Origin of the sequence: Flavobacterium aquaticum (genome assembly GCF_003259835.1) — a bacterium.
Classification (GTDB): Bacteria; Bacteroidota; Bacteroidia; order Flavobacteriales; family Flavobacteriaceae; genus Flavobacterium; species Flavobacterium aquaticum.
This window is the reverse complement of record NZ_QLMI01000005.1, coordinates 210,780-225,252: the sequence shown is the minus strand read 5'-3', so window position 1 is coordinate 225,252 and position 14,473 is coordinate 210,780. Positions and strand designations below refer to the sequence as shown.

The window sequence follows — 14,473 nt, the reverse complement described above, 5'->3', positions numbered from 1 at the left end:
GAATATATTATGAAAACGAAATTGATACATCTGAGCTTACTGGCATCATTGACGATAGGTTCACTTTTTGCACAAGAAAAAACTACGGTTACAGCAAAAAATTCGGATATCAGCGACAACTTAGATTTAAGAGCGGTTGCAACTGTTTTTGGTGATGCAAAAGACTTAGAAGATTTTGAAAGAAGATTGAATGATCCAAAAACTCAAATCTCTAATTTAGATTTGAATAACGATAATTACGTTGATTATTTAAGAGTTATTGAAACGGTTGAAGGCAATGTACATTTAGTTGTAGTGCAAGCGGTTTTAGAAAAAGATGTTTTTCAAGATGTAGCTACCATTGAAGTAGAACGCGATAGCAATAACCGTGTTCAAGTTCAGGTTGTTGGTGATGTTTATATGTATGGTACGAATTATATTTATGAGCCCGTTTATGTTCATACTCCGGTAATTTATAATACATTTTGGGTAGGAAACTATCGTCCGTATTATTCATCATGGTATTGGGGTTATTATCCAAGTTACTACTATTACTGGAATCCGTTCCCAATTTTTAGATACAGAAATCACATTCATGTTCATATTAATTTTGGTCACAGCTATCACTATGTTTCACACAGAAGATGTGCTTCAGTTTATAACAACTATTATGGTAGAAGAGGAAATGGTTATGAAAGAAGATATCCAAATCGTTCATTTGCACATAGAAATTCAGGATATTCAAACCGTTATGAATTAGATTCAAGAAGAAACATCAATTCGCCACGAAATAGAAGCGAAATAACTTCAAACTCACCAAGAGGAAATCGTGAAACAAGAGAATTTAACGGAACTACGCCAAGAACTAGAACAGAAACAAGTACTCCAAGAAGTAACGGAACAAGAGGAAATTCTGGTACACGAGTTGTAACTGAAAACAGAGGGAATTCTCCAAGAGTTACTACCGAAAATAGAGGAAGAAACGAAGGTCCAAGATCAAATGGTGGCAGAGAATATACTGAAAACAGAGGTAATTCTTCTAAAGACAGAGGAACTATTTCAAGTTCGGGAAACAGAGGAAATTCTGAATATCGAGGAAATTCTTCAAGAGGTAACTCTCAACCAAGAAATAGTGCTCCACGAGGCAATTCAAACTCAAGAGGTTCCGAAGGAAGAGGAAGCGGAAGAGGATAAATATTAAAGCTGTCAATTTTGGCAGCTTTTTTTATTTTTATTCGTATCTTTGCAGGCTGATTTAAAATAAATAATGAGATTACACAGAAATTTAGTATTCACAACAATCGATTCGCTAATGGCGATTTTTAACGAAGGTGAATACGCTGATAAAGTTGTTGCTAGAGCTTTAAAAAAAGACAAACGTTGGGGAAGTCACGATAGAAAATTCGTAGCTGAAACCATTTACGAAATCGTAAGATGGAAACGTTTATACACCGAAATTGCAGAAGTAAAAGAACCTTTTGATAGAGATAAAATTTGGAGAATATTTGCCGTATGGGCAGTATTACGAGGTTATACCCTACCCGATTGGAAATATTTTGAAGATACACCGGTTAGAAGAATCAAAGGAAAATTTGATGAATTAACCAAAACCAGAAAATTCAGAGAATCTATTCCAGATTGGATGGACGAATTGGGTGTTAAGGAATTAGGTGAAGAAACTTGGACTAAAGAATTAGCAGCTCAAAACGAACAAGCAAAAGTAATTTTAAGAGTAAATAAACTTAAAACAACTAAAGAAAAATTAAGAGCTATCTTAATGGATTTGAATATTGAAACCGAGTTTCATAAAGATTATCCAGATGCTTTAATTTTAACAGAAAGAGCTAATGTTTTTTTAACAGATGCTTTTAAAGATGGTTTATTTGAAGTACAAGACGCTTCTTCTCAATTAGTAGCTTATTTCTTAGATGTTCAGCCAGGAATGCGCGTTGTGGATACTTGTGCGGGTGCGGGTGGAAAAACCTTGCATTTGGCTTCTTTAATGGAAAATAAAGGCCAATTAATTGCAATGGATTTGTACGAAAGTAAATTAAAGCAATTAAAAATCAGAGCTAAAAGAAACGGTGCTTTCAACATTGAACCTAGAGTTATTGAAAGTACTAAAACGATAAAAAAATTACACGAAAAAGCCGATAGAGTTTTAATTGACGCACCTTGTAGTGGATTAGGAGTTTTAAAAAGAAACCCTGATAGCAAATGGAAATTACAACCAGAATTTATTGATAATATTCGAAAAGTTCAGGCTGAAGTGTTAGAAAATTATTCAAAAATTGTAAAACCAGGTGGAAAATTAGTTTATGCAACTTGTTCGGTATTACCTTCAGAAAATCAAGAACAAATTAAGCATTTCTTAAGCACCGAAATTGGAAAAGAATTTAACTTTGTAAAAGACCAAAAAGTATTAGCTCACGAAAGTGGCTTCGACGGATTTTACATGGCATTATTAGAAAGAAAAAAATAAAATTGATATGAAAAAACATTACCTACTAACGTTTTTATTGTGTTCATTAATGGGTTGGACACAAATTCCAGCTGGATATTATAGTACTGCAACGGGAAGTGGTTATACATTAAAGACACAGTTAAGTACAATAATTACCTCAGGTCATGTTGATCAAGGTTACGGAGCATTATGGACTTTATATGCAAACAATAATACATTTCACGATCAATATGATGATAATGACAATAGTATTTACGATATGTACTCTGAGATAATTGGAAGCCCAGAAACAGGAAGTTATCCTTTTACACCGTCTACAGATCAATGTGGTAGTTATAATAATGAAGGAGATTGTTATAACAGAGAACATTTAGTTCCTCAATCTTACTTCGATCATTATGGTGATAATCCAATGAAAAATGATCCATTTCATGTTGTCCCAGCTGATGGAAAAGTAAATGGATGGAGAAATAATTTACCATTTGGCATTGTATCAGGTTCTACAAGTCCTTGCAATACTGGAGCTACTAATATTCCTTGTAATTCAATAAATAATTCTAAAAAAGGGAGTAATACTATTTCTCCATTTTCTGATTTTGCCGGAACAGTATTTGAACCAATAGATGAATTTAAAGGTGATATTGCTCGTTCTTATTTTTATTTTGCTACACGATATGAGAGTTTAATGGATGATTTTTACATTGGTGCTAACGCAAGTTCTTGTGAAGCAAAAAACATGTTTGATGGTTCTACAAATAAAGTTTTCTCTGATTCATTTATATTATTATTAATTAAGTGGCACAAACAAGATCCTGTTTCTGCTAAAGAAATTGCACAAAACAATGCAATTTATAATTTTCAAGGAAATAGAAATCCTTTTATTGACAATCCTAATTATGTTTGTGATATTTGGATCACTCAATGTAATACTGTTGATATTCTTTCTTCTGAAAGTTTTGCATTCGAAAACACAATTTCAATTTACCCAAATCCTGCAATCAATAACGAAGTAACTATTTCTTCTGAAACAGAGTTAAAATCAATCGTTTTATACAACATCAACGGACAAATCATCCAAGAAATTAAAAACCCTACGCGAGTTGATAATTCATACAAAGTGAATAACTTATCTAGTGGATTTTATTTAGTGCAATTAGCTTCTGAAAATGGAGTAGCAACTAAGAAAGTTATTGTAAACTAAGATTTCAAATTATAAAACAAAAAAAGCCTCATCAAAAAATGATGAGGCTTTTTTTGTTTTGCATTTTTTAAGATAACGTATAAGTGTTTATTAAATAAACTCTAAACTTCATCCAAACCCAATAACAACAACTGAGCTGTCGCTTCATTTGTTGCTAATGGCACGTTGTGTACATCGCAAATACGAATAAGCATGTTAATATCCGCTTCGTGAGCGTGGCTGGAGTTTGGATCTTTAAAGAATAAAACCATTTTTGTTTTTCCTTCTGCTACTCGTGCTGCAATTTGGGCATCGCCACCTAAAGGTCCAGAAAGCATTTTCTTTACTTTAAAACCGGCTGCTTCTGCCCTTCCACCTGTGGTTCCGGTAGCAATGATTTTTATTTTTTCTTTCGATAAAATGGTTTTGTTCTTATTTAAAAACTGCACCATATCGGCTTTTTTTCCGTCGTGTGCTATAATGGCTATTTCCATGAGTAACTAATTTCCTTACAAAGATAAAAAGAAAAAATCCCAAATCGATAGCTTCTGATTTGAGATTTCAACTACTTTAAATTTATTTTTTATTTGTTTAAAATGTGATATTCAATTAAACCATCGATTGGTCTTCGTAACACATTTCCTATTGTAATTCCGCGTTTTTCTAAAACATTGGTTAATTCATCTTTCAAATAAAAGGCAATTGAACCAATAAAATGAACGGGAACTTCTTTGCAATTTTCAAATTGTTCAATATAATTTTCAACAAAAGCTTCCATTTCTTTTTGAATGAATTTTTGGCAGAATTCGGTGTCTTTATGACGAATTAAAAACTTCGCAAAAGTGGCTAAATACGCATTAGGATTTGGTTCTTTGTATAAATTGTGTTTGATATAATCGGCATCCAAATTGTATTCTTCTTCAAATTCTTGCGCTAATTCTTTCGGCATTTTATTGAAATAATACGCACGAATCAAATGACGTCCAAAACGATTTCCAGAACAATCATCCATCGCAATATAGCCTAACGATTGTACTTTTTGATGCAACACTTTTCCATCAAAATAAGAACAATTTGAACCCGTTCCTAAGATACAAACAATAGCTTTTTCGTCTTTTGGTGTTGTAGCATACACGGCTGCATACGTGTCTTCATGAACCACAACAGAAGCATTTGTAAAATAATCTTGAAAAACCAAGGTTAAGAAGTCTTTCATTCGGTCGGTTCCACAACCTGCTCCGTAGAAGAATAAGTGTGTTGCTTTGTCTTTGTTGTGCGAAATATCAAATTTATCGTCTAAACGATTGATGATTTCTTCTTTTTGTAATACTTCAGGGTTTAATCCTAAAGTTTGAGTAGTGAATAATACTTTTCCGTTATCATCAATTGCAATCCAATCGGCTTTAGTAGAACCACTGTCAACAAGTAATTTCATTTGGTTGGTGTTAGTTTAGTTTTGGGAACAAAAAATCCCGCATACAAATGTAACGGGATTTTTTAAAAGAAATATTATTTTAAACCAGCAACATGTACTGATAAATCAATTAATTTACTTGAATAACCGTATTCATTATCGTACCAAGAAACCAATTTAAAGAAAGTCGAGTTTAATCCAATTCCAGCTTTAGCATCTACTACAGAAGTTCTTGAATCGCCCACAAAATCTTGAGAAACCACATCGTCTTCTGTGAATCCTAAAATACCTTTCATTGAAGTTTCAGAAGCATTTTTAAGCACTTTCATGATTTCTTCATAAGTAGTTTCTTTAGCTAATTTAACTGTTAAGTCAACTACAGAAACATCAACTGTTGGTACACGGAAAGACATTCCTGTTAATTTTCCGTTTAATTCTGGAATTACTTTTCCAACCGCTTTTGCAGCTCCTGTTGAAGATGGAATAATGTTTACACTAGCTGCACGACCCCCTCTCCAATCTTTTTTAGAAGGACCATCAGCTACCATTTGTGTTGCCGTTGATGAGTGAACTGTTGTCATTAAACCTTCTACAATTCCGAAATTATCGTTGATAACTTTTGCTAATGGTGCTAAACAGTTTGTTGTACATGAAGCATTTGAAACAATCGTATCTGTAGCTTTTGCTTCGGTATGATTTACTCCCATTACAAACATTGGTGCATCTGCCGAAGGAGAAGAAATTACAACTTTTTTCGCACCACCATCAATATGAGCTTGAGCGGTTTCTAAAGTGGTAAAAATTCCTGTACATTCTGCAACAACATCAACATCAATATCTTTGTCATCCCATTTAATTAATTTGGGATCTCTTTCTGCTGTTACACGAATAAATTTATCGTTAACATATAATTTTCCGTCTTTTACTTCTACTTTTCCATTAAAACGACCATGAACTGAATCGTATTTTAATAGATAAGCCAAATGCTCTACATCTAATAAATCGTTGATGGCTACTACTTCTACATTATCTCTGTTGAACGTTTCTCTAAATACAATTCTTCCGATTCTTCCGAATCCGTTAATTCCTAATTTTACTTTTGACATTTTTCTTTTCTTTAATTTACTATTTTGTTATGATGATACGATATCGGATACTTTTACCAATTCCATATCGATTTCACTTTGTCCTTTTATGGCTTGTTCTAGTGGTGTTAAGGTTACTTTATCTTGATATAAACCTACCATGAAATTTGATTTTCCTTCTAATAAAGTTTCAACAGCTTTAACTCCCAATCGAGAAGCTAAAACTCGGTCAAAACAAGATGGAGAACCGCCACGTTGCATGTGTCCTAAAACCGAAACACGAACGTCATATTCTGGCATATTCTCTTCAATATAATCTTTTAGTTCAAAAACGTTTTTACCAATTTTATCTCCTTCAGAAACTACGACAATACTTGAAGTTTTTCCTGAACCTTTACTTCTTTTTAACGATTCTACTAATCGGTCTAAACCAAAATCTTCTTCAGGAATTAGAATTTCCTCTGCTCCTGCTCCAATTCCTGCATTTAATGCAATGTGACCAGCATCTCTTCCCATTACTTCTACAAAGAATAATCGGTTGTGTGAATTTGCGGTGTCTCTAATTTTATCAATCGCATCAATTACAGTATTTAAAGCGGTGTCGTATCCTAAAGTATGACTTGTTCCAAAAATATCGTTATCAATAGTACCAGGAATTCCAATTACAGGAAATCCGTATTCTTCATTAAAGATTTCAGCTCCAGTAAAACTACCATCGCCACCAATTACTACAAATGAATCAATTCCAGCCGCTACTAAATTGTCATAAGCTTTTTTTCTTCCTTCTGCTGTACGAAAATCTGCCGAACGTGCCGATTTTAAAATAGTTCCACCTTTATTAATAATGTTTTTCACATCACGAGGTCCCATTTCTTTAAAGTCACCTTCTATCATTCCTTGGTATCCTCTGTAAATACCAACACATTCTACATTATAATAAGCACAAGCTCTAACCACAGCACGAATAGCAGCATTCATTCCAGGAGAATCTCCTCCAGAAGTTAAAACACCTACTCTTTTAATCTTTGTCGACATATTATTTTTGATTGTTTATGTAAAGTTATAAAACGAAAAATTAAAAAACAGCGATTCTTGCAAACTATTTAATTATAGTTGCAAATTCAAACGTTTTCGTTAATAACTTTTTGATTTTTCTACTAAAAAACTACGAATTAATCGATTTCAGGAACTCTAATTTGCTCTTGTTTTGTAGCATCGTTAGATTTTGTTTTTCTTTGATTAATGAACTCAATAAATTCAGGTGGAAACTCAGAATCTGGCAATTCATCTTGTGATTTTGATGTATCGTCTTTCTTTTTGTTTTTACTAAATATTTTTTGCATCATTTCTTTGAAAGTATTGAACTCCACATTGTAGGTTATTCCTAATCCTTGTGTATAACCAATACCTTCTCCTACATAATTGATATCGTTTTCACGATTGAAAACATGTGCATTTAAAGTTCCGTCTTCATTAATTTGAATTAAGACTTCTAAATTACCTACAATAACCGATTCTGTTACACCTCCAACAGGAACACCGACTTTTCCGTTTATCGAAATTCGGTCGTTAATTCGTGTATTCATTGTTACACCAACTCTATCCGAAACCTCCGTTAGTCTATTTCCTTGCGAATAATCTAAACCTAATTGTAAGTTACTATCTGCATCAGCAAATAAGCCATTAATGATAGAACTTGCGCCTTCAATTAACGAACCATAAGCTGCATTTCCAGTTGATTCAGCAGTTACAAATGAACCCGTAGCCATTAAAGCAAAAGCTTGTGTTTGACGTGTATCTTTGTCTTGTAATTTGTAATCAATTTCACTTTTTAAAACGGAACTTACCGTTGGGAAATCAATATTAAAATCAGGCTGTGGATTGCTTAAATTTCCGTTTAGTAAAATAGTTACGTTTGTATCTACTTTTCTATTAAATGAAGCACTCTCTACCAAAACTGCTGGATTTGCTAACGTTTTATAAGTTGCTTTTAAATCTAAAACGGCATCCATTGGTTCACCATCCCAGCGAATAGTTCCTCCTTTTTCTACATTAAATTTTTTATCGATAATTCCTCCATATTTAAAATTATATTGCCCTTCTTGAACAATAAAATCTCCAAACATTTCAAATTTACCCAGTGTGTTTATATTCATTTGCATAGATCCTACACCAGTTCCTTTCATGGCATGACCTGTTTCGCGGTTTAGAATAATCTCAATATCAGCATCGGTATCTATATCAAAATTAAAATCGAGTTCTAATCCTTGATATTTATTTTCTTTTGCAATTTTACCCAATAGCGATTTCTGATATTCTTCTGTTGTCATAAAGTTAATAAAGGAATTGTTTCCTAAATCTTCTTCATCATTAACCGGAATTTTTATTGAAGTTCCTTTTTCAGATTCACCCGCTACTTTGATATTTAATGCATCTACTGAACCCGTGATACTAGCTTTACCTTTCATAAAAGCAGTTCCATAATAATAAGCATCTTCTGAATCTTTAGTATCTAAAGCTAAAATATTATCCGAAATTAAATGTAAATCGAGTTCCCAATCGCCAAGATTTTCGTGACGAATTGTACCATCAATTACACCTTTTGTTTTGTATTTAGTATCGGTTACTTCAATTTTTCTCAAACTAAATTGATGTTCGGTTAAATCTACAATAGCATTTTTTTCAAAGGCATAGTCAACGTTTAGGTATGGAACACGCATTCCAGCATCATTTAAATATAAACGACCATCGATTTCAGGCTTAGTTAAAGAACCTCCAATAGTGGTTCTACCTGTTGCGTTTCCTCTAACATCCGATAAAACACTTCCTAATAAAGAGCCAAATGGAGCTAAATTAAATTTTTCAAAACCAGCAACTAAATCCAAACTTGATTGTTGCCCAACAAAATTTACATTTCCATCTAAGAAAAAGTGTTCTTGACCATCTTGTTTTAAACTCGAATTCACTTTAAACTGATTGAAATTTTCGTTTCCTTCAATTTTGAAATCTAAATCACCTAATAAAAACTGATTGATTTTTAAACTATCTATGGTTAAATTCGAGACAGGTTCATACTTATTTCTATCTTGCTTGTAGATAATGTTTCCGTTAATTTTTCCGCCAAATGATAAACTATCTAATGCAGGCGTTACCTTATTCAAATCAACATCATCAAAGGTTAATTTAAAATCTTTATAGGTAGAATCACGCATGGTTCCAAAGAAATCAATCTTTTGATTGTTGTGTGATAATGTTAACTTTTCGAAATTAAAATCTTTAAACTTTTTATCAAATACAATTTTATTGTCTTCTGTTTCTTGTTCGTTGATAAACCAAACATAGTCTTTGAATTTAATCTCCGATTTTTTAATACCTACAATGGATTGCTTGTCTTCATTAATTGTGTGATACAAGTTTAAATCATACGAATCTTCGCTTTTTGGACCACCTTTAAACTCGGAACGAACAAATAAAGTATCATTTAAAGTAAGATTAATCAAATTGAAATCTGCAATTTTATATTTATCATTTTTAATAGAATCGACAGTTATGTAAGCATTATATAGTGGATTCTTATTATCGATATCAATACTAATATTTTCAATTGTATTTTCATATACAATAATATTTGGCGAGGTAAAATCGAAAACAAACTTTCCTTCATCACCATTTATTTTTCCTTTTGCTTTAGTGTTTTCCGATATTTTTACATCGGGAATAAAAACTTCTACAATTTTGTCATAGATTGTTAAATCAAAATTTATGAATTGCCCTTTTTCTAATTTATTTGGTGAATAATTGGCATATAAACTTCCGAGTGCGTTTTCAACCATTTTTTGCACTTGATTTACTTTGTATTTCCCTACAATTTGACCTGTAATGATATCTGGAGAATTAATTTCAATGGTTCTAATTCGTTCAGCATCAAAAGAAGAAGTTACTTGAAAATCATCAAAAAAGTACGAATCTTTACTATTTTGATACGAAACATTATTTACATGAAGTACTCCCGCTAAATCATCAATTGAATTTCCATTAGCTTTAAAATCGATATTTCCTTTGAAAATGGAAATGGAATCTGATTTGTAGAAGTTTAAAATATGTAAATCGGCATAGTCAATTTGGGCTTTAAAATCGTAGTTTTTAGCTTTCAAACTCAAATCGATAGTTCCATCGAAATCCATTTTTAAATTAGGATCATTACTATTGAAATAACCTTTGTAATATGGCATTTTCATGCTTCCATCAACCGAAATGTTTTGATAATTATATCCGTTATAATAAAACTTATCAATTTTTCCTTTTATGGCAGTATTCAATAATTTTTGAGTGAATCCTTTTCCGTCAACGTCTAAATCTAAAGTAGTTTTTCCAATCTGTTTTTCACTTAAAAGTGTTCCTAAATCAAAAGCATCTAACTTAATATTTCCTTGATATGAAGCATTATCAATATTATTGATGTTTTGCATTGCTAAATTACCTTCTAAATAACCTAATTGCGACAACATCGAAACATCGGCGTTGATGTATTTTTGAGTTAATTCAACATCTCCAGCAATATTTACATTTCCTAATTTGGCTAAAACTGAAGGCAAATTATTTCCTAAAATTCGAGGAAGAATTGATTTCAAATCTTCGTAATTGGAAGTAATTCGATCAAAGTTTCCTTTCATATAAAACTCTTGATTTCCTTTTCCAAAAAGATTTCTAAAATTGGCAGTTCCAATAATTTCTGATTGATTCTTATCTACTAATTTAAGATTATGAGTCGTGAAATTATTTAATGTTCCTATTAAATGCGTATCAACATAAAAGACATTATTTTTTCCGAATTCATTGTAAAAATAATTCAAATCGTTTGAAGCAATCGTAGCTTTATCAAACTGAACATCAAAAATAACTTTGTTATTAAAATCTGAAAAATCTTTTCTATTGTACTTCAATTCTACTCTACCTTTCATTTCGGATGAAGGCGTTTTCATTGCCAATTGATCTAACAGAATATTTTTCTTAGTGTAAGTGAAATCAGCCGTGATATTCTCTACCAACAACCCACGATGATCTTTGAAAGACAACTTGTCTATAAACGTATAAACATTTGGACCTTTGATTAAAAAATCTTCAATTTTACCATTAAGTTGAGTAAAATCAAGCATTTTTGGAGTTTGAAGATTGTAATCGATGTATTGAAAACGGCTGTTATAAACCGTCATCTTATTCGCTTTCATTCTAAATTTTCCCGAAGAAGGCGAACCATCATCAAAAGCTTCAATGAATTTATCTAAGTTCGTATAATCTTCGTTTTTGTAATTTACAATGCGAACATCCATTCCATGCAAAACCACATCTTTCAAATACGGATGACCTGGATCGTAGATTTTCTTGAAACTTAATATTGACGTATTTAATTTCTTGATGTAAAAAAGGGTGTCTTTATGATGATCTAAAACTAAAACATCGCCAAATTTTACACTTCCAAAAGGCGTAATGGCAACTTTTTCAATAGAAATATTAGTTCCAAATGATTCATTTAAACTATCTGTAGCGTACTTTCCTAAAGCAGTTTGCACAAAAGGTAACGACAAAAGTATACCCAATAATAGAAACAGCAATAAAATTGCGATTAGGGAACGAAATAGTATTTTTTTAAATTTTTTGATACGTTCTTTTGTTTTAAATTTGCTACCAATTATTTAACTTGGAGTATAACCCAACAAAAATAAGGAATTTTGTAGGATAATTACAATATCTTTAATTCAAATTTCATGCCTAAAATGTCAGAAAGAAAAATATATACTTTAGCTATCGAAAGTTCGTGTGATGATACGTCTGCAGCCGTACTATGTAACGATGTTGTTTTATCAAATATTGTGGCTAGACAAGCGATTCACGAAGAATATGGTGGCGTTGTTCCAGAATTAGCTTCTAGAGCGCACCAACAAAACATTGTTCCGGTAGTAGATGTGGCAATTAAAAAAGCAGGAATTACCAAAAACGACTTGAATTGTATCGCTTTCACACAAGGTCCTGGCTTAATGGGTTCGTTGTTAGTTGGTGGTTCTTTTGCGAAATCGATGAGTATGGCTTTGGATATTCCATTGGTTGCTGTGAATCACATGAAAGCGCATATTTTGGCCCATTTTATTGATGAAGAAGGTTTTGACAAACCAACTTTTCCTTTCTTGGCATTAACGATTTCGGGTGGGCATACGCAAATTGTGAAAGTAAATAGTTTTTTTGATTTGGAAATAATTGGCGAAACTACTGATGATGCGGTGGGCGAAGCTTTTGATAAATCGGCTAAAATCTTAGGACTACCCTATCCTGGTGGTCCTTTGATTGATAAATTTGCAAAAGAAGGAAATCCGAAAGCTTTTCCGTTTACTAAACCAAAAGTTGACGGATTAAATTTTAGCTTCAGCGGTTTAAAAACCCAAATTTTATATTTCATCCAAAAAAATATAGCGCTAAATCCCAATTTTATTGAAGAAAACAAAGCGGATATTTGTGCTTCTATCCAATATACTATCATTAATATTTTGATGGACAAGCTAAAATTAGCGGTTGCTGAAACTGGAATTAATCAAATTGCGATTGGTGGTGGTGTTTCGGCAAACTCAGGAATTAGAACCACATTAAAAGAAGCAGAAAAAAAATACGGTTGGAAATCTTATATTCCAAAATTTGAATACACAACCGATAACGCTGCAATGATTGGAATTGTAGGTTATTATAACTTTTTAGAGGAAAATTTCAGTCAAGCTGATGTGACTTCTAAAGCACGAATTGAATTTTAAATCCTATGCAACTATTCTATAATTCGGATATAAAACAAGGCGATACAACTTTCTTTTTCGACAAAGAAGAAAGCAAGCATATAGTTAAAGTATTGCGCAAAAAAGAAAGTGATAAAATTTTTATTACTAATGGATTAGGTTTTTTATTTGAATCAGAAATTATTTTAGCTTCCGAGAAAAAATGCGAAGTTAAAATCACAAAAGAAACCTTTCAGGAAGCTGATAAATTTTACACTCATATTGTTGTTGCTCCCACAAAAATGAACGACCGATTAGAATGGTTTTTAGAAAAAGCAACCGAAATTGGCATTCACGAAATCACGCCAATAATTTGCGATCATTCCGAACGAAAAGTATATAAAATTGATCGAGCTGAAAAAATCATTCAAGCCGCAATGAAACAGTCGCTACATTATTATATTCCAAAAATCAACGAACCTATTTCTTTCTCACAATTTGTAAAATCAAATATCAACGGGCAAAAATTTATCGCACATTGTGAAGAAACGGATAAAAAATCGTTTAAGAACGAAGTCAACAAAGACAAAAAAGTTACAATTTTAATTGGTCCGGAAGGCGATTTTTCTACAAAAGAAATCAATTTAGCTATTGAAAATGAATTTATTCCTGTAACTTTGGGAAACACAAGATTGCGAACAGAAACCGCAGCTTTAGTAGCTTGTCATACAATTGCTTTGATAAATGAATAGATTTTTAGTCCTTATAATATTAGTTTGGAATTTGGGTTTTACCCAAGAAATTGCTGTTGCTAAATATTCTGGTGGTGGCGATTGGTATGCGAATCCGACTTCTTTACCTAATTTGGCTAAATTTTGCAATCAAAATATCAAAACTAATTTAAACACTAAAATCGCAACAGTTGAAGTGGGAAGTGCTGAGATATTTTCCTATCCTTTTGTGCACATGACGGGTCACGGAAACGTAGTTTTTAGCGCTAATGATGTAATTAATCTAAGAAATTACCTTACTTCAGGAGGATTTTTACATATTGATGACAATTACGGAATGAATGAATACATTCGAAAAGAAATAAAAAAAATATTTCCTGATAATCCGTTTACAGAAATTCCTTCCAACCACATTTTATTTCAAGAACCTTTTAATTTTCCTAGTGGATTACCTAAAATCCACGAACACGACAATCAAAAACCACAAGCTTTTGGAATCTTTATCGAAGGTAGAATTGTACTTCTTTACACCTACGAAACTGACTTAGGTGATGGTTGGGAAGATACAGAAGTTCATAACAATCCTCAAAGTGTTAGAGAAAAAGCCCTAAAAATGGGAGCTAACATATTAAATTATGCATTTAAAAATTAATTCTTTATTTTGAAGAAAAAAATTAGTTTTTATTAAAATATGCAGAAAAACTACAGCAATTTATTTTTCAATACCTTTTAATTTTGATTTATTATCATTTTTAAACGAAAAATAGTGTTACATAATTTTTACATAAACTTTGATTTAATGTAAAGAAACACAAACATTATACTAAAAAAATAAAAAAATCGTTATAAAAATGTTAACTAACCA

At 31.9% G+C, this 14,473-nt stretch carries 11 protein-coding genes; 6 read left to right on the top strand and 5 right to left on the bottom strand.

The genetic code is table 11. The annotated features are described in order from the left end of the window. Positions 1-9: 9 nt before the first annotated feature. From B0I03_RS09625 to B0I03_RS09615, 3 genes are all read left to right on the top strand, one after another. Positions 10-1,173, top strand: a complete 1,164-nt coding sequence (locus B0I03_RS09625; RefSeq protein ID WP_111567217.1) for a hypothetical protein — start codon at positions 10-12, stop codon at positions 1,171-1,173. Positions 1,174-1,246: 73 nt separating this feature from the next. Continuing rightward, positions 1,247-2,461, top strand: coding sequence for an RsmB/NOP family class I SAM-dependent RNA methyltransferase (locus B0I03_RS09620; protein ID WP_111567216.1), 1,215 nt, complete (start codon positions 1,247-1,249; stop codon positions 2,459-2,461). A 7-nt stretch (positions 2,462-2,468) separates the two neighbouring features. Next, positions 2,469-3,644, top strand: coding sequence for an endonuclease (locus B0I03_RS09615; RefSeq protein WP_111567215.1), 1,176 nt, complete (start codon positions 2,469-2,471; stop codon positions 3,642-3,644). Positions 3,645-3,745: 101 nt separating this feature from the next. Here the strand turns inward: B0I03_RS09615 and B0I03_RS09610 are convergent, their stop codons facing one another. The 5 genes from B0I03_RS09610 to B0I03_RS09590 form a co-directional block, all read right to left on the bottom strand. Further along, positions 3,746-4,117 (bottom strand): methylglyoxal synthase, encoded by a 372-nt coding sequence (locus tag B0I03_RS09610; protein ID WP_026725788.1) that lies wholly within the window; start codon positions 4,115-4,117, stop codon positions 3,746-3,748. A gap of 89 nt (positions 4,118-4,206) precedes the next feature. After that, entirely contained in the window at positions 4,207-5,058 is an 852-nt protein-coding gene (locus tag B0I03_RS09605; RefSeq protein ID WP_111567214.1) for an N-acetylglucosamine kinase, read from the bottom strand. A 74-nt stretch (positions 5,059-5,132) separates the two neighbouring features. Further along, positions 5,133-6,143 carry a type I glyceraldehyde-3-phosphate dehydrogenase gene (gap, locus tag B0I03_RS09600; RefSeq protein ID WP_111567213.1) on the bottom strand — a complete coding sequence of 337 codons (1,011 nt, stop codon included), beginning with the start codon at positions 6,141-6,143 and terminating at the stop codon, positions 5,133-5,135. Positions 6,144-6,170: 27 nt separating this feature from the next. Continuing rightward, the gene (gene pfkA, locus B0I03_RS09595; protein WP_111567212.1) at positions 6,171-7,157 is read right to left on the bottom strand and encodes a 6-phosphofructokinase; all 987 of its coding nucleotides are present in this window, start codon (positions 7,155-7,157) and stop codon (positions 6,171-6,173) included. Positions 7,158-7,294: 137 nt separating this feature from the next. Continuing rightward, the gene (locus tag B0I03_RS09590; RefSeq protein ID WP_245902998.1) at positions 7,295-11,734 is read right to left on the bottom strand and encodes a translocation/assembly module TamB domain-containing protein; all 4,440 of its coding nucleotides are present in this window, start codon (positions 11,732-11,734) and stop codon (positions 7,295-7,297) included. Positions 11,735-11,896: 162 nt separating this feature from the next. Between B0I03_RS09590 and tsaD the strand changes: the two genes are divergently transcribed. Genes tsaD through B0I03_RS09575 form a run of 3 tightly spaced genes read left to right on the top strand, consistent with a single transcriptional unit; the run spans position 11,897 to position 14,260 of the window. Then, the gene (tsaD, locus tag B0I03_RS09585) at positions 11,897-12,919 is read left to right on the top strand and encodes a tRNA (adenosine(37)-N6)-threonylcarbamoyltransferase complex transferase subunit TsaD (protein WP_111567289.1); all 1,023 of its coding nucleotides are present in this window, start codon (positions 11,897-11,899) and stop codon (positions 12,917-12,919) included. A gap of 5 nt (positions 12,920-12,924) precedes the next feature. After that, positions 12,925-13,629 carry a 16S rRNA (uracil(1498)-N(3))-methyltransferase gene (locus B0I03_RS09580; protein ID WP_111567210.1) on the top strand — a complete coding sequence of 235 codons (705 nt, stop codon included), beginning with the start codon at positions 12,925-12,927 and terminating at the stop codon, positions 13,627-13,629. After that, positions 13,622-14,260, top strand: coding sequence for a DUF4159 domain-containing protein (locus B0I03_RS09575; protein ID WP_111567209.1), 639 nt, complete (start codon positions 13,622-13,624; stop codon positions 14,258-14,260). The genes B0I03_RS09580 and B0I03_RS09575 overlap by 8 nt, the downstream gene beginning before the upstream one ends. Positions 14,261-14,473 lie beyond the last annotated feature (213 nt).